The sequence below is a fragment of the Aeromonas sp. s10 genome (assembly GCF_040907975.1).
GTDB lineage: Bacteria > Pseudomonadota > Gammaproteobacteria > Enterobacterales > Aeromonadaceae > Aeromonas > Aeromonas caviae.
On the sequence record NZ_JBFOCV010000041.1, the window covers coordinates 189,413 to 206,686 of the forward strand.

Annotated in this window: 18 protein-coding genes and 1 pseudogene; 2 read left to right on the plus strand and 17 right to left on the minus strand. The window is 63.3% G+C overall.

The genetic code is table 11. The annotated features are described in order from the left end of the window. Positions 1 to 6: 6 nt before the first annotated feature. The 8 genes from proX to AB5Y59_RS15545 form a co-directional block, all read right to left on the minus strand. Complete coding sequence (gene proX, locus AB5Y59_RS15510; RefSeq protein ID WP_368212286.1) at positions 7 to 1,008, minus strand: glycine betaine/L-proline ABC transporter substrate-binding protein ProX; 1,002 nt, start codon at positions 1,006 to 1,008, stop codon at positions 7 to 9. After that, positions 1,005 to 2,153: a glycine betaine/L-proline ABC transporter permease ProW gene (gene proW, locus AB5Y59_RS15515; protein ID WP_368212288.1), complete on the minus strand. Its 1,149-nt coding sequence runs from the start codon at positions 2,151 to 2,153 to the stop codon at positions 1,005 to 1,007. Before proW ends, proX begins: the two co-directional genes overlap by 4 nt. After that, positions 2,150 to 3,346, minus strand: coding sequence for a glycine betaine/L-proline ABC transporter ATP-binding protein ProV (gene proV, locus AB5Y59_RS15520; RefSeq protein WP_010675435.1), 1,197 nt, complete (start codon positions 3,344 to 3,346; stop codon positions 2,150 to 2,152). The genes proW and proV overlap by 4 nt, the downstream gene beginning before the upstream one ends. Before the next feature lie 472 nt (positions 3,347 to 3,818). After that, positions 3,819 to 4,310 carry a type 3 dihydrofolate reductase gene (gene folA / locus AB5Y59_RS15525; protein WP_039040330.1) on the minus strand — a complete coding sequence of 164 codons (492 nt, stop codon included), beginning with the start codon at positions 4,308 to 4,310 and terminating at the stop codon, positions 3,819 to 3,821. A 23-nt stretch (positions 4,311 to 4,333) separates the two neighbouring features. After that, on the minus strand, positions 4,334 to 4,801 hold the full coding sequence (locus AB5Y59_RS15530) for a threonine/serine exporter family protein (RefSeq protein WP_010675437.1): 468 nt from the start codon (positions 4,799 to 4,801) through the stop codon (positions 4,334 to 4,336). Between the two features lie 118 nt (positions 4,802 to 4,919). After that, the gene (locus tag AB5Y59_RS15535; protein WP_263639559.1) at positions 4,920 to 5,045 is read right to left on the minus strand and encodes a hypothetical protein; all 126 of its coding nucleotides are present in this window, start codon (positions 5,043 to 5,045) and stop codon (positions 4,920 to 4,922) included. Then, positions 5,042 to 5,839: a threonine/serine exporter ThrE family protein gene (locus AB5Y59_RS15540; RefSeq protein WP_042014428.1), complete on the minus strand. Its 798-nt coding sequence runs from the start codon at positions 5,837 to 5,839 to the stop codon at positions 5,042 to 5,044. Before AB5Y59_RS15540 ends, AB5Y59_RS15535 begins: the two co-directional genes overlap by 4 nt. A 232-nt stretch (positions 5,840 to 6,071) precedes the next feature. After that, a complete protein-coding gene (locus AB5Y59_RS15545; protein ID WP_010675440.1) occupies positions 6,072 to 6,410 on the minus strand; it encodes a DUF3135 domain-containing protein in 339 nt (112 codons plus the stop codon). A gap of 407 nt (positions 6,411 to 6,817) precedes the next feature. Here AB5Y59_RS15545 and mog point away from each other — a divergent pair, with 407 nt between their 5' ends. After that, the gene (mog, locus tag AB5Y59_RS15550) at positions 6,818 to 7,348 is read left to right on the plus strand and encodes a molybdopterin adenylyltransferase (RefSeq protein WP_041212474.1); all 531 of its coding nucleotides are present in this window, start codon (positions 6,818 to 6,820) and stop codon (positions 7,346 to 7,348) included. A gap of 31 nt (positions 7,349 to 7,379) precedes the next feature. Here the strand turns inward: mog and AB5Y59_RS15555 are convergent, their stop codons facing one another. Together AB5Y59_RS15555 and AB5Y59_RS15560 are read right to left on the minus strand one after the other, a co-directional pair. Next, positions 7,380 to 7,727, minus strand: a complete 348-nt coding sequence (locus tag AB5Y59_RS15555) for a DUF2541 domain-containing protein (RefSeq protein ID WP_368212309.1) — start codon at positions 7,725 to 7,727, stop codon at positions 7,380 to 7,382. A 207-nt stretch (positions 7,728 to 7,934) separates the two neighbouring features. Next, the gene (locus AB5Y59_RS15560; protein WP_368212290.1) at positions 7,935 to 8,690 is read right to left on the minus strand and encodes a DNA/RNA non-specific endonuclease; all 756 of its coding nucleotides are present in this window, start codon (positions 8,688 to 8,690) and stop codon (positions 7,935 to 7,937) included. A gap of 643 nt (positions 8,691 to 9,333) precedes the next feature. On the opposite strand from AB5Y59_RS15560, the gene AB5Y59_RS15565 reads away from it, so the two are divergent. Continuing rightward, entirely contained in the window at positions 9,334 to 10,059 is a 726-nt protein-coding gene (locus AB5Y59_RS15565; RefSeq protein ID WP_039040335.1) for a carbonic anhydrase, read from the plus strand. A 73-nt stretch (positions 10,060 to 10,132) separates the two neighbouring features. Here the strand turns inward: AB5Y59_RS15565 and AB5Y59_RS15570 are convergent. From AB5Y59_RS15570 to AB5Y59_RS15600, 7 genes and pseudogenes are all read right to left on the minus strand, one after another. Beyond that, positions 10,133 to 10,231: pseudogene (locus AB5Y59_RS15570) on the minus strand (pseudouridine-5'-phosphate glycosidase); the annotation flags it as partial. 117 nt (positions 10,232 to 10,348) lie between these two features. Next, positions 10,349 to 11,257 carry a pseudouridine-5'-phosphate glycosidase gene (locus tag AB5Y59_RS15575; protein WP_039040336.1) on the minus strand — a complete coding sequence of 303 codons (909 nt, stop codon included), beginning with the start codon at positions 11,255 to 11,257 and terminating at the stop codon, positions 10,349 to 10,351. Then, positions 11,251 to 12,342 carry a PfkB family carbohydrate kinase gene (locus AB5Y59_RS15580; RefSeq protein WP_319869585.1) on the minus strand — a complete coding sequence of 364 codons (1,092 nt, stop codon included), beginning with the start codon at positions 12,340 to 12,342 and terminating at the stop codon, positions 11,251 to 11,253. Before AB5Y59_RS15580 ends, AB5Y59_RS15575 begins: the two co-directional genes overlap by 7 nt. 144 nt (positions 12,343 to 12,486) lie before the next feature. Continuing rightward, positions 12,487 to 12,846, minus strand: a complete 360-nt coding sequence (nirD, locus tag AB5Y59_RS15585; protein ID WP_010675447.1) for a nitrite reductase small subunit NirD — start codon at positions 12,844 to 12,846, stop codon at positions 12,487 to 12,489. Then, positions 12,843 to 15,425, minus strand: coding sequence for a nitrite reductase large subunit NirB (nirB, locus tag AB5Y59_RS15590; RefSeq protein WP_368212292.1), 2,583 nt, complete (start codon positions 15,423 to 15,425; stop codon positions 12,843 to 12,845). The genes nirD and nirB overlap by 4 nt, the downstream gene beginning before the upstream one ends. Positions 15,426 to 15,451: 26 nt before the next feature. Next, on the minus strand, positions 15,452 to 16,273 hold the full coding sequence (locus AB5Y59_RS15595) for an ABC transporter ATP-binding protein (protein ID WP_257707368.1): 822 nt from the start codon (positions 16,271 to 16,273) through the stop codon (positions 15,452 to 15,454). Positions 16,274 to 16,304: 31 nt separating this feature from the next. After that, complete coding sequence (locus AB5Y59_RS15600; protein ID WP_049636599.1) at positions 16,305 to 17,264, minus strand: ABC transporter permease; 960 nt, start codon at positions 17,262 to 17,264, stop codon at positions 16,305 to 16,307. Positions 17,265 to 17,274: the final 10 nt, after the last annotated feature.

Genomic DNA, 17,274 nt, shown 5'->3' on the forward strand with positions numbered 1-17,274 from the left:
CCCTCATTACATGGCGGCGGCGCGCGCCTGATTCAGCCAGTCGTTCACCAGCGCCTCGTGGCCCTTGAGCCAGGCATCGGCATGACGTTCCACGTCCGCCGGCTTGTTCTGCCCCTTGTTCATCAGGCCGTTCTGCACGTTGATGTCATTGAGCGGCAGCTTGACGATGGAGAAGAGCTTGGCGGCGGCCGGATTGGCCTCGGCAAACCGCTTGTTGGCAACGATGTGCATGGTGTTCACCGCAAAGCCGTAGTTCTTGCCGTTCGGCAAACGGGTCTTGGCCGCATCCGGGGCGTCGGCGGGGACTTCCAGCCACACCACATCCTTGCCCGGCACCAGTTCGCTGCTGAGCCAGTAGGGGGTCCAGGTGTAATAGAGCACCGGCTTGCCGGCCTGGTAGCGAGCCAGGGTATCGGCGATCAGCGCCGCGTAGTTGCCCTGCTTGTGGGCCACCGTGGGGGTCAGACCAAAGGCGTCGAGGTGATGGTTGATCGCCCCCTCGCAGCCCCAGCCGGGGTTGCAACCGATGAGGTCGGCCTTGCCGTCGCCATCCCCGTCAAACAGCGCCGCCACCTCGGGATCCTTGAGCTGGCCCAGGTTGGTGATGCCGTATTGGGTCGCGGTCTGCTTGTCGATGAGGTACCCCTGGGCGGCACCGGCCACATAGGTGCCCTCACGGAAGAACACCTTGTCCCCCCCCGCCTGCTCGTACTTGTTGTCCTGCAGCGGCACCCAGTTGAACGCGAGGAAGGTGCCGTCTCCCTGGGCAACCGAGGCATAGGCCACGTTGTAGTCCACCTCCTGGGCGGGCTGGACATCGTAACCCAGACGCGCCATCAGCTTGCTCACCAGCAGGCTCTGGAAGGCCTCTTCCGGCAAGGAGCTCTGCAGGGGCTGAACGCGCACCCCCTCCCCCGGCAACTCGGCGCTGGCCATGGCGAGCGGGCTCAGCAGTTGGGTACTCAGCAGCAATGTGCCCAGGGTCAATCCTTTGGTGATCTGTCTCATGCATTTACTCCTTTGTAATCGATTTTCTTGTCACGACCGGCCAGGCGCAGCAGCAGGGCGGCGGGGCCGTGCTGATACCAGCGGCCGGTACGGGTGCGATCCGGTTGCCCCATCGCCTGGGTGAGGCGGTCGAGCACGATGGCCAGCAGCACGATGCCGAGGCCGCCGATGGAGGCGAGCCCCATGTCGAGCCGGCCGATGCCGCGCAGCACCATCTGGCCGAGGCCCCCCACCGCGATCATGGAGGCGATCACCACCATGGAGAGCGCCAGCATCAGGGTCTGGTTGACCCCGGCCATGATGGTGGGCATGGCGAGCGGCAGCTGTACCTTGAACAGCAACTGGGAGGGGCTGGCACCGAACGAGTGGGCCGCCTCCACCAGATCCGTGGGCACCTGGCGAATACCCAGCATGGTGAGCCGGATCATGGGCGGCAGGGCGAAGATGACGGTCACCACCACCCCGGGCACGTTGCCGATGCCAAACAGCATCACGATGGGGATGAGGTAGACGAACGCCGGGGTGGTCTGCATGGCATCCAGCAGCGGCCGGGTCCAGGTGGAGAGCCGCTCGCTGCGGGCCAGCAGGATGCCGGTGGGCAACCCCAGCAGCACGCAGAAGAACAGCGAGGTCAGCACCAGGGACAGGGTCACCATGGCATCGGACCAGGCCCCGATGAGCCCGATCCCCACAAGAGACGCGAGCGTACCGAGCGCCATGCGGCCGTTCACCAGTTGCCAGGCAAGCATGGCCAGGAGCCCCATCATCAGGGTGGAGGGCACCGTCTGCAGCAGATGGGTCATGGCGTTCAGGGTCAGCTCCACCGGTGCGCGGATCAGCTGGAACAGCGGCCGCAGGTTCTCCACCAGCCAGCCGATGCCCCCTTCCACCCAGGTATCCAGCGGCACCAGCGCCTGCTGGAAAGGATCCAGCCAGTCGATGGCGGTTGTGGTGTCGGCGGCTTCGATCTGGTTCTGCCAGTAGGTGGCCTGGGTGTCGATACTGCCCCAGGGATCGGACACCTCGGTGGACGCAGGCGCGCTCCAGGGATCTGCCGCCACCTCATCGGCCCGCAGGGAAGGGCTCGCCAGCAGCACCAGGGCCAGCAGCCCGCTCAGCAACAAATGGGGATTCATCAGCTTCATGCCGGAGTACTCCTGTCCAGGGTGTTGAGCAGATTGGCCTTGGAGATGAGGCCGAGGTAAGTGCCATCCTCCTCGACCACGGGCACCTGACAGGGGGCGGCCGCCACCTGGCTGATCAGTTCATTGAGGGCGGTGTCCGCCAGGATGGGCTGGATGTCCGCCAGCAACGCCTGCTCCAGGCTGCCTTTGGCCCTGACCGCCTGACCGAGCGACTCCACCGAGACGACCCCGAGGAAGCGGCGGCTGCGATCCACCACGTAGCCGAACTCCCGCTCAAGCTCCTTGAGCTGGCGCAGGGCGTTGCCCGGCCCGTCGGTGGTGTGTTTCTTGATGAGGGGCACCTGCTTGCGGCTGGCCACATCGCGGGCGCTGAACACATGGGCCAGATCCACCCCGCGAAAGAAGGCGCGCACATAGTCGTTGGCGGGCTGGTTCAGGATCTCGTCCGGGGTGCCCACTTGCACCAGCTGGCCATCCTGCATGATGGCGATGCGATCGCCGATGCGCATCGCCTCGTCCAGATCGTGAGAGATGAAGACGATGGTGCGCTGCTGGCTGGCCTGCAGCTTGAGCAGCTCATCCTGCATCTCGGTGCGGATCAGGGGATCCAGCGCGGAGAAAGCTTCGTCCATCAGCAGGATGTCGGGGTCATTGGCAAGGGCCCGGGCCAGCCCGACCCGCTGCTTCATGCCGCCGGAGAGGGCATCCGGATAAGCCTCTATCCACTGTCCCAGCCCCACCTGATGGAGCGCCTGACGGGCGCTCTGCTGGCGCTCCGCCAGCGGTACACCGGCCAGCTCCAGCCCGAAGGCGGTATTTTCCAGCACACTCAGGTGCGGCATCAGGGCGAAGGACTGGAATACCATGCTGATCTTCTTGCGGCGCACCCGGCGCAGCTCGCGCTCCGAGATGGCGGCGATGTCCTCGCCATCGATCAGCACCTGGCCGCGGGTCGGCTCGATCAGCCGGTTGAAGAGACGCACCAGGGTGGACTTGCCCGAACCGGAGAGGCCCATCACCACGAAGATCTCCCCTTCGTTGATGGCCAGATTGACATCCTGGACCCCCAGGGTCTGTCCGGTCTTTTTCAGGATACTGGCGCGATCATGCCCTTTCGCCAGCAATTTGAACGCTTTATCCGGCTGATCGCCGAAGATTTTGTAGAGGGATTTGACCTCGAGTTTGACTGTCATATTGTCCTTTTTTCTTGGCCGACGCCTTGCCTGGCAAACCGTCGAACGTGAGCCAATTACTTTTAACACTAAGCAATTTCACACCCAAACAAAAGAACCAATTGAAGCTGAGCAGGAAAGATTAAATTTAAGCCATTGATTTTTATTAGTTATTTTTATTCATAAAAATCCATTAAATCACGATAAAAACGCCTATAACAGACAGGGCCACCACAGTATCGATGCACTTTCAGCACATTTCATTAATGATTAAAAGGCGTTAGCAGCAGGCAAAAAGAGAGGAAGGGGATGACTGCGCCCATCGGAGCAATGAATGGCCAATTCATTACATAACTAACTATTTTGATGTCACGCATCCCGGTATTGCTTCAGGCACCTTCAACCATGCCGGTTCAGCCCCCTTCTCTTTGCAGCAACAGGGCACAAAAAAGCCCCCTGCTGTCGCAAGGGGCTCTTCATGGCATCAGAGGGCTCAGCGCCGCTGCCAGGTCTCGAAACAGTAGGGATGGGGATTCTTCTCGTCAGGCTGATGTAACTCGCGCTCGATGCACGACCAGTCGCCCTCGTCGAAGGCCGGGAAACGGGTATCCCCCTCCACCGCCAGATCGATGCGGGTCAGATAGAGCCTGTCGGCCCGTGGCAGCAGCTGGCCGTAGAGATGACCGCCCCCGATCACCATCAGCTCCGCGACGTCACTATCCGCCAGCAGGGCCAGTGCGGCCTCCACCGAGTCGATAACCTCCACGCCGTCGGCCCGGTAGTCGGGGTTGCGGCTGATCACCAGGTTGCGGCGCCCGGGCAGCGGTCGTCCGATGGATTCAAAGGTCTTGCGCCCCATCAGCACCGGCTTGCCCAGGGTGACCCGCTTGAAGTGGGCCAGATCCGCCGGCAGGTGCCAGGGCATCTGGTTGTCCAGGCCGATCACCCTATCCTGGGCCATGGCGGCAATCATGGAAATCATCATGGGGTCAACCTCTCGCACCGTCGTCAGATAATGGGGCGGTTACGGTACACGACCAGAGAGGGGATCGCCAAACCGAAACTCAGGGCCCCCACAATAAACAGCGCCTTGAGGCCGTTCTCCACCGCGCTCTGAAGCAGCTCCATGGTCACCCCGGAGATATTGAGCTCCACGATGGCGATCATGGTCTTGAACGCATAGCTGCCCGGGATCATGGGGATGATGGAGGCGACGCTGAACACCGGGCGCGGTGCCAGCAGGCGGCGCGACCAGTAGACACAGACAAAACCGACCGTGGTCGCCGCTGCCAGGGTGGCCCACTCGATGGGCATGCCGTAGTGGATGAGCAGGGTACGCAGGCTGTGGGCCAGCGCGCCCCCCATGGCGCAATATTTGAGCATCCGTGGCGGCACGTTGAACAGCATGGCAAAGCCCACCGCCGGAATGGCCGACCAGAAGGCATCCTTGGCCAGCAGCCAGAGCAGTTCCATCATACCTTCCACCCCCAGATACCGGTCACCGACATGGCGCGCATGATCCCGATATGGTTCCGCGCGCTGATGGATAGCCGGTTTGCCCCGATCAACAGGGTCGATACAACGTCAAAGATCTTCATACTTTCCACCCCCAGATACCGGTCACCGACATGGCGAGCATGATCCCGATATGGTTCCACGCGCTGATGGATAGCCGGTTTGCCCCGATCAACAGGGTCGATACAACGTCAAAGATCTTCATACTTTCCACCCCCAGATGCCGGTCACCGACATGGCGAGAATGATCCCTATGGCTGCGCTGATGGTCAGCAGTGTCGCCGTGCCCCAGCGGGCCAGCCCCATGTTGAAGTAACCCTTCACCATGTCGGAGACCGCATTGATGAGCGGGAACCCCGGCACCAGCAGCAACACGCTGGCGGCCATGGCGAGATAGGGTTGTTCGCCCCAGCCGAAGAAGGTGGCGCTGGAGGCGAGCAGGGTGGCGATGAAACCGGTGGCGGCAAAGTTGATGAGGGGACTGTGGTGATGGCGGGCAATGAGCTGGCGCACCCGCATGGCGACCGAGGCCGAGCAGCAGGTCACCAGGAAGATGGGCCAGTCACCGCCAAACAGCAGGCTGAAGGCACCGCAGGAGAGCCCCACCATGGGCACCACCAGCCAGGGGTGATAGTGGAACGGCGTGATGGCCTCGAGGCGCTGACGTACCTCGCGTGCGCCGATAAGCGACTTTTCCGTCATGATGCAGATGCGCTGGATTTCGCACACCACCTGCATGTTGATGCCGTGCTCCCGCACCCGGCGGGTGGTGGTGACGCAACTGCCCTGGTAGAGGCTGGTGAGGACGATGGCGCTGGAAGAGATGGCCATCTCGACGCTCTCCAGCCCGAGCGCCATGCCCAGGCGGACCGTGGTCTGCTCGATGATGCGGCTCTCCGCCCCAAACTGGGCCAGCATCTGGCCCGCCTTGACGATGATCCGGGTGATCTCCGTCTGCTGCTCTCGCGACAGCACCCTTCCTGGTGTGATGCTTCTCATGATCCCTTTGAGTCATAGCAAGATGAAATGTGTCTGGATATTACCCCAAAATAAATACACCTTCATCCATCTCTATCGGACTGCGGGCACTGGTCACTATTATTCAGCCGCCCGGGGAATATTTGCAGCAAATAAAAAACAATTCACCCAACTTGCTTAACAACTTGTTTGAGAAGGGGTGAAACAAATTAATAAATACCCTGTTTTTTTATACCTTGAACAGGGCCGTGAATTATTTCCGTTTCAGATAACTGGAAAACGCTATCACATTATCCGGCAGCGGGGGCTCTGCCATTTCCTGACAAGATTCGTTCTGCAGATCCAGAATGTGCTGGCGCATGGCGTAGACGGAGTCATGCATCATGTTGGCTATCCGGATGCAGCTGTCGAGGTTGTTTCTTGCCAGGCGGCGCTGGCAGTCGATGCGAAATTGCAGACCTCGCAACCGACGTTGCCGCTCTGGCCCCACCTGGGCGATCAGGGTCTCTATCTGCTGGTGCAGCAGCGCGTCGAGTCGCTCCGGCTCGGCCAGCGCCCAGTACTTCAGGGTATCGAAATCAGGCAGCTCCATATACCCTCCTGGCCGGACCTCGCCCATGGAATGGAACGACGCCGGGCACATCACTATTTCACTGTCCCTAGGGAAGGTTATATAGGATGGTGGCGATTTTGGGCCATTCACCGCCGAGCCACAGGAGTCCGGTTTTTGGCACGGATTGCGCATCGTTGGCGGAAAAAATCATTTATTCCTTATGATTCATGAAATTAACCGAATCCGGTCTGCGTCAGTTTTTTTATAAAATTTCAGCACCATTTTTATCGGCCTTATGCCTTATTAAGGGACTTTCCTCAAAATTGTTTTTCATTCGACTCTCTCCCTGGCTCGACGCCCTCCCCTTGCCTCATCCTGCGGTTTAACATATCTCACTGATTATGTTATTTTATTTACCACTTTATTGCGGCAACCAAGGGCAGACCATGAGCAAGGCAAGAATCGGTATCGTCACCGTCAGCGATCGCGCCAGTGCAGGCATCTACGAAGATCTCTCCGGCAAGGCCATCATCGACACCCTGAACGCCTACCTGACCTCGGAATGGGAGCCCGTCTATCAGGTGATCCCCGACGAGCAGGATCAGATTGAGGCGACCCTGGTTCGGCTGGTGGACGATGAGCAGTGCTGCCTTGTCGTTACCACGGGGGGCACAGGGCCGGCCAGGCGGGATGTGACCCCGGAGGCCACCGAGGCGGTGTGCGATCGCATGATGCCGGGCTTTGGCGAGCTGATGCGGGCCGAGTCCCTCAAGTTCGTGCCGACCGCCATCCTGTCGCGCCAGACCGCCGGCCTGCGCGGCAGCTCGCTCATCGTCAACCTGCCGGGCAAGCCCAAATCGATCCGCGAGTGCCTGGATGCGGTCTTCCCCGCCATTCCCTACTGCATCGACCTGATGGAAGGGCCCTATCTCGAGTGCGACGAGGCCATCATCAAACCGTTCCGCCCGAAGAAATAAGCACTGGGCGGGGATTTCCCCCGCCCTTTGCTCATTTGCGCCCGTACACCTTGACCCCCGCCCTGCTCCCTTCCGAATTGCCGTACACCTCGATGCGCTTGATGCAGAGTCGGCTGCCGAGGGATTGCCACCCCGACTCCTGATCCTCTCTCAACACCTTGTCGAAATAGAGGGTCTTGCTGCGATCGTTGCCGTAGAACACCTTGACCCGCTCCAGGGTCAACTCCCGCCCTGCCTTGACCATGATGGATTTGGTCGGTCGGCAGGCGAGCATGGGAATGATGGCGGGATGATCGCCGACCCCGAGCAGAATGGTCTGCCCCAAGCGGATATCCTCGTCTGCCATGGCGGGGGGAACAGCAGCCCCCAGCAGCACCATGGGTACGCAGATGCGCAACGCGCGGGCAAGAGTGGACAAGGAGTAAAGGGAAAACAGCGCTGACATGATGCCTCCTGAAAAAGGAGTCATGATAAGGGCCCGATGCCAGACCCAAGCTGTACTGGCCCTGTACCAGGGGCCATGACAATGGCAGGAGGCCCGTGTGGGTAACGGGGGCCTGGGCCCCCGTTACCCCTGCCGGACGCGCTAACCGCCCCACATGGCCGACAGCCGCGACTCCATGGCCTCTTCCTGCTCATCCGGCAGCTCGGTGAAGAAGTCGAGTCCGGTCTGCTCCTCCACCTCATCCACCGTCACCACATAGTCCGCCAGCCGACTGGCCGAGACGTTCTCTTGCGGCAGGATGAAGGCGATGGCCCGCTTGCCCGCCAGATCCATCACCACCCGGTAGTAGGCGTGGGGCACGGTCACGCCGTTGCCGATGGCGCCATCGGAGTAGGTGAAGATGGGGCCGGTGATCACCTGCACGCTCTTGTAGGTGATGGCCCACTGCCGGGTCTTCTCCTCCAGGATGCGCCAGGCCCCCTGGTTGAGCGCCGGCAGTTGCGGGGTCATGTTGGTCAGCAGGAAGCTCTGCTTCATGGTGTTGGCGGTGGAGCGCATGTCCGCCGCCGGCGCCTGGTGGCCGCGGTCATAGCCCGAGCCCTTGTAGTCCGACAGGGTGGCGCGAAACTGCACCGGCACCTCCTTGTCCTCGGCGAAGGCATCCTTGCGCGGCACCTGGCCCTGGGCGCTGGCGGCCGTCATCCGGTAAGAGACCCAGTCAGAGACCTTGGTGTCGTAGTTGTACCCGGCGGCATAGCCCTCCCGGCACAACAGCTGACTGGATTGACCGGGTACCCCCAGGGTGACGTGCTCCCCGCACTGGAAGCCCGCCGCCAGGCTCGGGAAGGTGGTGAGAGTGAATCCGATAGCCAGAACTAATTTATTGATATTATTCATTATTATGCCACTCCTTGTGTTAGGCGGAGTGATTTGACACCAGGTCGGATGAGTAAGGCAATCGCACAAATAGCGAGCAATCCGGAAATGTGAAGAGGACGGCAAAACCGCAAACAAGGCGCCGCCAACCGGGGGATTGTCATCCCGCCGTCACTGTGCTGAGGGGGGAATTTCTCCAGCACTATCAGAGAGATAAGGGGTCAACACCGAGGCACTCTGTCAGCGCAGCGCCCGGCTCCCGCCACGCACGCCCCTGGCCGGGTCAGGGAATATCGAAAAAATCCCAACGAAATAAGGGATCCTCAAGCCCGATAATTAGTCCGCGCTTGTTTGCTCGAGATCAAACGGAGCCATGAAAAGCCCTCTAGAATCAGCCCGTCATCTATTTGGGGCGCCATGAAAGGGGGCCGTTCATTGCGAAAATGCCCGCAGGATTTCTCCTTCATGAATAAGCGTGCCCCGTTGCCGGAATACATCATGACGCAGCCTCATGCCACGCTTCAAATAACGATGACGACAGACCTTTCATAACAATTAATCCGGTCTGGCACCGCGTACCCTGCGTTTCCAACGATGCCATTCCTGGCCTTCCTGCCGGAAGGCCAGGAATGGTCGTGCTTTTCAATCAGGATAAGGATGCATGATGAAAAAGTCCCTGCTGGCTGGCGCCCTGCTGCTCTGCCCTGCCGCCTTTGCCGCCACCACACACTGGGAATACAGCGGCGAGGCCGGCCCGGCGAAATGGGCCAGCCTGACCCCGGAATATGGCCAGTGTGCCGGCAGCAACCAGTCGCCGGTCAACCTCTCGGGTCTGGTGAAGGCCGATCTGGCCCCCCTGCAGTTCCACTATCAGGCGGGTGGCAAGACGCTGGTCAACAACGGCCACACGGTGCAGGTCAACTATGCCCCCGGCAGCACCCTTGAGCTCGACGGCATGCACTTCGAACTCAAGCAGTTCCACTTCCACGCCCCCAGCGAAAACCTCATCGAGGGCAGGTCCTACCCCCTGGAGGGTCACCTGGTCCATGCCAATGACAAGGGGGAGTTGGCGGTGGTCGCCGTGATGTTCGAGCCGGGCCAGGCCAATGGGGCCCTGAGCCAGGCCTGGCAGGTGCTGCCAGCCAAGGCGGGGGAGATCCATGCCTTCAAGGAACCCATCTCGGCAGAGCAACTGCTGCCCGCCCAGCACGACTACTACCGCTTCAGCGGGTCCCTCACCACCCCACCCTGCTCGGAAGGAGTGCGCTGGCTGGTGATGAAGGAGCCGGTCCAGGCCAGCCAGGCCCAGATCGATGCCTTCAAGGCGGTGATGCACCACCCCAACAACCGCCCCGTCCAGCCTCTCAACGGGCGACTGGTGCTGGAATAAGGGGGTTATCTCACCGATTAGCGCAATAAAAAGAGGGCCTGTTGGCCCTCTTTTGCATCTTTCGCAAAGGTGTTTACAGGCTGGCAGCGATGCGTGCCCCCAGCGCGGCGTTGTTCAGCACCAGCTGGATATTGGCTGCCAGGGAGTTACCACCGGTCAGCTCGCACACCCTGACAACCGATCACAGGCTGGCAGCGATGCGCGCCCCCAGCGCGGCGTTGCTCAGCACCCGCTGGCTATTAACTGTCAGGGAGTTGCCACCGGTCAGCTCGCACACCCGGACAACCGATCACAGGCTGGCAGCGATGCGCGCCCCCAGCGCGGCGTTGTTCAGCACCAGCTGGATATTGGCTGCCAGGGAGTTACCACCGGTCAGCTCGCACACCCGGGCCAGCAGGAAGGGGGTGGACGCCTTGCCCTTGACCCCCTGCTCGTCCGCCTCACGCAGTGCCTGGGCAATGGCGGCGTCGATGTCGGCCTTGGGCATGGCAAACTGGGTCGGGATCGGGTTGGCCACCACGGCGCCCCCGGCCAGCCCCAGCTCCCACTTCAGACGCAGCGCCTCGGCGATCGCCGCCGGGCTCTCCAGGCGGTAATCCACCTTGAAGCCGCTCTCCCGGGTGTAGAAGGCGGGCAGCTCCTCGGTCTGGTAGCCGATCACCGGCACCCCCTGGGTCTCCAGGTACTCCAGAGTCAGACCGATGTCGAGGATCGACTTGGCGCCGGCGCAGACCACGGCCACCGGGGTCTGGGCAAATTCCTGCAGGTCAGCGGAGATGTCGAAGGTCTCCTGGGCGCCGCGATGCACGCCGCCGATGCCGCCGGTGGCGAACACCCGGATCCCGGCCATGGCGGCCACTATCATGGTGGAGGCCACCGTGGTCGCCCCCAGCCCCTTGTTGGCCAGCACGAAGGGGATGTCGCGGCGGCTGCACTTGGTGGCGGCATGACCGGCCCGGCCCAGCGCCTCCAGGGCCCCCGCATCCAGACCCACCTTGAGGCGGCCATCGATGATGGCGATGGTGGCCGGCACGGCGCCGTTGTCCCGCACCACCTGCTCGACCTGGCGCGCCGTCTCCACGTTCTGCGGATAGGGCATGCCGTGGGAGATGATGGTGGACTCCAGGGCCACCACCGGCTTGCCGGCAGCCAGCGCGGCGGCAACTTCAGGTTGGATATCGAGGTAAGCGTTCAACATGGGTACTCCTCCAGCATGCGTTCAACGGCGGCCTTGGATAGGCCGGAAAAGACGGTATCGGAACAATTGACGGTGAGGGCGGCGCAACCGAGGGCGAACCGGGTTGTCTCCATGATGCCCTGATCCTGCAACCAGGCGTGGGCCAGCCCTGCCATGAAGGCATCGCCGCCGCCGGTCACGTTGACGACCGGGCTGCCGAGCACGGGCAGATGGCCCTGGCAGGCCCCGTCGCTATAGAAGATCCCCTGATCGCCGAGGCTCAGGAAGAGCCGCTGCACCCCGGCGCGGTGGAACCAGGCCGCCGCCATGGGCCAGGTGTCGGGCCCCCCGATGGTGAAGCCGCACAGCTGCTCCGCCTCGGTGCGATTGGGTTTGAGGGTGTGGATGCGGTGCAGCCAGGGGCGGATCTTCTCCACCTTGGCCACCGACACGGTGTCCACGAAGATGATGTGCTCCCCCTGGCGCTCGAACAGCCAGTCCAGGGTGTGGGTGGCGAGGTTGGTGTCGAGCACCCAGAGCCGGGCCGCACCGAGAAAACCGATCAGGGGGGTGAGCCGGGCCGGGGTGAGCTGCTCGATGATCCCCATGTCGTTGACGGCGCAGCTCATCTCGCCGCTGCCATCGTGCAGACTGAGGTAGCAGGAGGTCGATTGACCCTCCAGTACCAGTACCTGGCGCACGTCGACCCCGGCGCGCTGGCTCACCTCCAGCAGGTGGTGGCCGTATTGATCGTTGCCCACCGCAGTCAGCAGGCGAGTATCGGTGCCAAGGCGCGCCAGGTTCTCGGCGATGTTGCGCCCCACCCCGCCGGCGGAGGTGCGTACCCGGCCCGGGTTGGAATCCCCGATGCGCAGGTTGTCGTGGCTGCAGCCACAGATATCCATGTTGGCGCCGCCGATCACCACGGCGTAGGGGCCTTCGCGCAGCACATAGCCGCGCCCCTGCACATAGCCCTGGCGCATCAGGCTGGAGATGTGGCTCGCCAGCGCGGAGCGGCTAATGCCGAGCCTGTCCGCCAGCTCCTGCTGGGCAATCATGGGATCCTGGCGCAGCAGGGCGAGGATCTCTTGCTCACGTTCCGTCATAGACAAACATCCAGTTGCAAACGTTTGTCCATTATTTCCGAAAAACGTTTTCCCGCCATCCTCTCGTACAAGAAATGTCGGGTCGCGCACAAAAAATCACCGGGCAGTGCCCGGCGATCACAACATGGTTTTCAGATGGGCCACTCACCCCAGCTGTACCCAGACCTCGCTCCCCTCCAGTCGCACCGGCCAGCAGGCGACGCTCAGGGCAGGATCGTCCAGACAGCGACCGTCCATCAGGGCGTAGCGCTGCTTGTAAAGGGGCGAGGCGACCACGGGCTCCCCACCGGCATCCCCCACCAGACCACGCCCCAGCACCGCCACGCCGGCCAGGGGATCCACCCCGTCCAGGGCATAGACATGCTCCCCGAGGCGAAACAGCGCCAGCACCCGCCCCTCCAGCCAGGCGCTGCGCCCGGCCTGCTCCGGCAGCGCCGCCAGCTCGCATACCCTATGCCAGGCTCCAGGTTCTGACTGTAAGGTCTCTTCTTTTATGTCGCTCATACCACCTCCTTGATAGCGATATCCGGCACCCATTGCCCCCGCTCCTCACGGCGCGGCGGCGTCTCGTCCTCGGGCCGGTTGACGAAGGCCTCGAACAGCTTGAGCTTGTCCGGATCCGCCAATGTGCTCTTCCACTCGCACTGCCAGGTGCCGACGATCCCCTCCATCATGGCCTCCAGCTCGGCACCGATGCCGAGCCTGTCCTCGATGATCACCGACTTTAGGTAGTCGAGCCCCCCTTCCATGTTCTCCATCCAGACCGAGGTACGTTGCAGCCTGTCCCCGGTGCGCACGTAGAACATCAGCAGCCGGTCGATGTAGCGGATCAGGGTCTGCTCGTCGAGATCCGTGGCGAACAGGTCGGCGTGGCGCGGCCGCATGCCGCCGTTGCCACACACATAGAGGTTCCAGCCCCGCTCGGTGGCGATGACGCCGATGTCCTTGCTCTGGGCCTCGGCGCACTCCCGGGTGCAGCCTGAGACCGCAAACTTCAGCTTGTGGGGGGCCCGCAGCCCCTTGTAGCGGTGTTCCAGGGTCTGGGTCAGGGTCATGGAGTCCTGTACCCCGTAACGACACCAGGTGGAGCCCACGCAGGACTTCACGGTGCGCACCGACTTGCCGTAGGCCTGACCGGTCTCGAAGCCCGCCGCCACCAGCTCGCCCCAGATGGCGGGCAGCTGGTCGACCCGGGCGCCGAAGAGATCGATGCGCTGGCCGCCGGTGATCTTGGTGTAGAGGCCGTACTTGCGCGCCACTTCGCCGATGGTGATGAGCCCCTCCGGGGTGATCTCCCCCCCCGGGATGCGCGGCACCACCGAATAGGTGCCGTCCTTTTGCAGGTTCGCAAGGAAGGCGTCGTTGGTGTCCTGCAGGGCGCGGTGCGGTTTCTCCAGCACGTGCTCGTTCCAGAGGGACGCCAGGATGGAGGCCACCGTCGGCTTGCAGATGTCGCACCCCAGCCCCTGGCCGTGCTTGTCCCGCAGCGCCTCGAAGCTCTTCAGCTCGCCCACCCGGGCCAGGTGATAGAGCTCCTGACGGCCGTAGGCGAAGTGCTCGCACAACCCCTTGTCCGCCTCGACGCCAAGATCCGCCAGGGTCTGATCCACCACTTGCTTGAGCAGGTTGCTGCAACCGCCGCAACCCGTGCCGGCCTTGGTGCAGCTCTTCACCGCCGAGAGCTCGTGATTGCCCGCCCGAACGGCGGCCACCACGTCCCCTTTGCTCACGTTGTGGCAGGAGCAGAGGATGGCGCTGTCCGGCAGCACCAGGGGCGCGGGGGCGGCCCCGACCTCCCCCACCAGCAGGGAGAGCGGCGGCTGGGGCAGCGCCACCCCGTTCTGGTAGTACTGCAGCAGCCGCTCATAATCGGCCCCGTCCCCCACCAGGATGGCGCCGAGCAGGCGATTGCCCTCGCCGTCGGTCACCAGCTTCTTGTAGATGCCGTTGACCCTGTCCAGCAGCAGCAACTCCTGGGCGCCGGCGGTGCTGGCGTGGGCATCGCCGATGGAGCCCACGTCCACCCCCATCAGCTTGAGCTTGGTGGACATGTCGGCCCCGATAAAGCGGGTCTCGCCGCCGCACAGACTGGCCACTGCGGCCCGGGCCATCTGGTAGCCGGGAGCCACCAGGCCGAAGATGCGCCCCTGCCAGAGCGCGCACTCGCCGATGGCGAGGATGGCGGGATCCGAACTGTGGCAGCCGTCGTCGATGCAGATGCCGCCGCGCTCCCCGACCTCCAGCCCGGATTGCCGGGCCAGGGTGTCGGCGGGGCGGATCCCCGCCGAGAACAGCAGCACGTCGGTCTCAATGTGGGAACCGTCCTTGAAACGCAGGCGATGACGGGCCTGCTCCCCCTGCTCGATGCACTCGGTGGCTTTCTCCACCAGCACCTCGACCCCGAGGGCCTGGATCTTGTCCCGCAGCACGGCGCCGCCGCTCTCGTCGAGCTGCACCGGCATCAGCCTTGGGGCGAACTCCACCACCTGGGTCTTGAGGCCGAGCAAGCGCAGGGCGTTGGCCGCCTCCAGCCCCAGCAGGCCGCCACCGATGACCACGCCGCTGCGGGCCTGGGCGCAGGCATCGCGGATGGCGGCGAGATCTCCCAGGGTGCGATAGACGAAGCAGCCCTCTCGCTGATGACCGGGGATGGGGGGCACGAAGGGGACCGAGCCGGTCGCCAGCACCAGACGGTCGTAAGGGAACTGCTCGCCGTTGGCCAGCGTCAGGGTGCGGGTGGCCCGGTCGAGCACCTCCACCTCGGCCCCCAGCCGCAGCGCAATGCCGCTCTCTTCATACCAGGCAGGATCCGCCATGCGCAGGGCCTGGGGCGCCTTGCCGCCGAATACCTCGGAGAGGTGTACCCTGTCGTAGGCGGCATCAGGCTCGGCGCCAAACACCGTCACCTCGAACCGGCTCAGGCCACCGGCCGCCACCAGCTGTTCGACGAAGTGGTGACCCACCATACCGTTGCCCACCACCAGCAGCCGTTGCTTTGCGGTCTGTTCGGCGGAACCACTGTTCTGGCAACCGAGCAGGCCCATGCCGTCCTCTGTCACCCACTGTTGCTCTTTGTCAGTCATGTCTCTCTTCCTTGAATCCGGCGGGCTCAGGCGCGCAGCTTGCTGCGCACCTGCCCGGCTGCCTTGAGGGGGGTCACCTTGCGCTGCTTCTCGTAGAGGAAGCGCAGCACCTGCTGACGCAGCTTGTGGTAGTGGGGATCGTCCGCCAGGGCGACCCTGTCTCTGGGCCTTGGCAGGTCGACGGTCAGGATCTCACCGACCGTGGCGCTGGGGCCATTGGTCATCATGACGATGCGATCGGAGAGCAGCACCGCCTCGTCCACGTCGTGGGTGATCATGATGACGGTGTTGCCAAGCTCCGCCTGGATCGCCATCAGCGCGTCCTGCAGATGGGCCCGGGTCAGGGCATCGAGGGCGCCGAACGGTTCGTCCATCAGCAACACCTTGGGGGAGAGCGAGAGGGCACGGGCGATGCCGACCCGCTGCTTCATGCCCCCCGACAGCTCGTGGGGCATCTTCTGGCTGGCGTGATCCATCTGCACCAGGGAGAGGTAGTAGTCCACCCGCTCCGCCACCACCCGCTTGTCAGACTCCACCTGGGCCACCGCCAGCGCCACGTTCTGCTGGACGCTGAGCCAGGGCAGCAGGGCGTGGTTCTGGAACACCATGGCGCGCTCGGGCCCCGGGCCCGCCACCTCGCGGCCATCGAGAATGATGCCGCCCAGGGTCGGCTCCAGCAGCCCGGCCACCAGGTTGAGGACGGTGCTCTTGCCGCAGCCCGAGTGACCGATGAGGGAGACAAACTCCCCCTTCTCGATGCGCAGGTTGACCCGGCTCAAGGCCTCGAAGCTGCCCTGCTCCGTCTCGAACGAGATGCCGACGTCGCTTATCTCCAGATAACTCTTCATTGGCTCTTCTCCTGCCTGAATAGAAATGTGATTAACGCAGCACCTGGCGCTTGTCCCAGGACAACCACTGCTGCAGTGCCAGCATGCCCCTGTCCAGGGCGCAGCCGATGAGGCCTATGGTGATCACCGCCACCATGATGCGGGCCAGAGACGCAGAGCCGCCGCTCTGGAACTCGTCCCACACGAACTTGCCGAGCCCCGGGTTCTGGGCCAGCATCTCCGCCGCGATCAGCACCATCCAGGCCACCCCCAGTGAGAGCCGCAGCCCGGTGAAGATCATGGGCAGGGCCCCGGGCAGCACGATGCGCCGCACGTGGGTCACAAAGGAGAGGCGCAGCACCCGGCTGACGTTGTGCAGATCCCCATCCAGCCCCGCCACCCCCACCGCCGTGTTGATCAGGGTCGGCCAGAGGGAGCAGAGGGTCACCGTCAGGGCCGAGGTGAGGAAGGACTTGGCGAGCCAGGGGGCGGGATTGGCGTAGAGGGCGCTCACCACTAGCGTGATGAGGGGCAGCCAGGCCAGCGGCGACACCGGCTTGAGCAGCTGGATCACCGGGTTGGCGGCGCGATAGAGCCCCTGATTCATGCCGAGCAGCACCCCGCACGGAATGGCGATCAGAGTCGCCAGCGCGAAGCCGCACAGCACGGTGAGCAGGCTGGTGGCTATCTGATCGAAGAAGGTGGGACGTCCTGTGTAGGGGCGCAGCTTCACCTCGGCCGCCGGATCCGCCGCTAGTCGCTCGGCGTTGCGCACCTGCTGGCGTTCGAGGAAAGCCGCCGCCTTCTCCCGCTCCTGCAGATGCTCCTGCCCGAGGGACCAGAGCTGGCTGGCGGTGGCGAGCGGCCCCGGCAGGGTGCCCAGACTGGTCTGCACCTGGCTCGCCCCCCACTGCCAGAGGCCGAGGAAGAGCAGCACGCCGAGCAGGGGCTGCACCATGATTTTCCAGTTGATGGCTTTTAAATGGATGAGGGGCCATGTGTGTCGTTTCATCGGGATCTCC

Bases quoted from the DNA above. Each gene is read 5' to 3' on its own strand.
- proV (WP_010675435.1), bottom strand. From the start codon at position 3,346: ATGACAGTCAAACTCGAGGTCAAATCCCTCTACAAAATCTTCGGCGAT.
- folA (WP_039040330.1), bottom strand. From the start codon at position 4,310: ATGATGATTTCCATGATTGCCGCCATGGCCCAGGATAGGGTGATCGGC.
- AB5Y59_RS15580 (WP_319869585.1), bottom strand. From the start codon at position 12,342: ATGACGGAACGTGAGCAAGAGATCCTCGCCCTGCTGCGCCAGGATCCC.
- AB5Y59_RS15540 (WP_042014428.1), bottom strand. From the start codon at position 5,839: ATGAGAAGCATCACACCAGGAAGGGTGCTGTCGCGAGAGCAGCAGACG.
- AB5Y59_RS15575 (WP_039040336.1), bottom strand. From the start codon at position 11,257: ATGTTGAACGCTTACCTCGATATCCAACCTGAAGTTGCCGCCGCGCTG.
- nirB (WP_368212292.1), bottom strand. From the start codon at position 15,425: ATGACTGACAAAGAGCAACAGTGGGTGACAGAGGACGGCATGGGCCTG.
- mog (WP_041212474.1), top strand. From the start codon at position 6,818: ATGAGCAAGGCAAGAATCGGTATCGTCACCGTCAGCGATCGCGCCAGT.
- nirD (WP_010675447.1), bottom strand. From the start codon at position 12,846: ATGAGCGACATAAAAGAAGAGACCTTACAGTCAGAACCTGGAGCCTGG.
- AB5Y59_RS15555 (WP_368212309.1), bottom strand. From the start codon at position 7,727: ATGGTGCTGCTGGGGGCTGCTGTTCCCCCCGCCATGGCAGACGAGGAT.
- AB5Y59_RS15565 (WP_039040335.1), top strand. From the start codon at position 9,334: ATGAAAAAGTCCCTGCTGGCTGGCGCCCTGCTGCTCTGCCCTGCCGCC.
- AB5Y59_RS15535 (WP_263639559.1), bottom strand. From the start codon at position 5,045: ATGAAGATCTTTGACGTTGTATCGACCCTGTTGATCGGGGCAAACCGG.
- AB5Y59_RS15595 (WP_257707368.1), bottom strand. From the start codon at position 16,273: ATGAAGAGTTATCTGGAGATAAGCGACGTCGGCATCTCGTTCGAGACG.
- AB5Y59_RS15545 (WP_010675440.1), bottom strand. From the start codon at position 6,410: ATGGAGCTGCCTGATTTCGATACCCTGAAGTACTGGGCGCTGGCCGAG.
- proW (WP_368212288.1), bottom strand. From the start codon at position 2,153: ATGAAGCTGATGAATCCCCATTTGTTGCTGAGCGGGCTGCTGGCCCTG.
- AB5Y59_RS15560 (WP_368212290.1), bottom strand. From the start codon at position 8,690: ATGAATAATATCAATAAATTAGTTCTGGCTATCGGATTCACTCTCACC.
- AB5Y59_RS15530 (WP_010675437.1), bottom strand. From the start codon at position 4,801: ATGATGGAACTGCTCTGGCTGCTGGCCAAGGATGCCTTCTGGTCGGCC.
- AB5Y59_RS15600 (WP_049636599.1), bottom strand. From the start codon at position 17,264: ATGAAACGACACACATGGCCCCTCATCCATTTAAAAGCCATCAACTGG.
- proX (WP_368212286.1), bottom strand. From the start codon at position 1,008: ATGAGACAGATCACCAAAGGATTGACCCTGGGCACATTGCTGCTGAGT.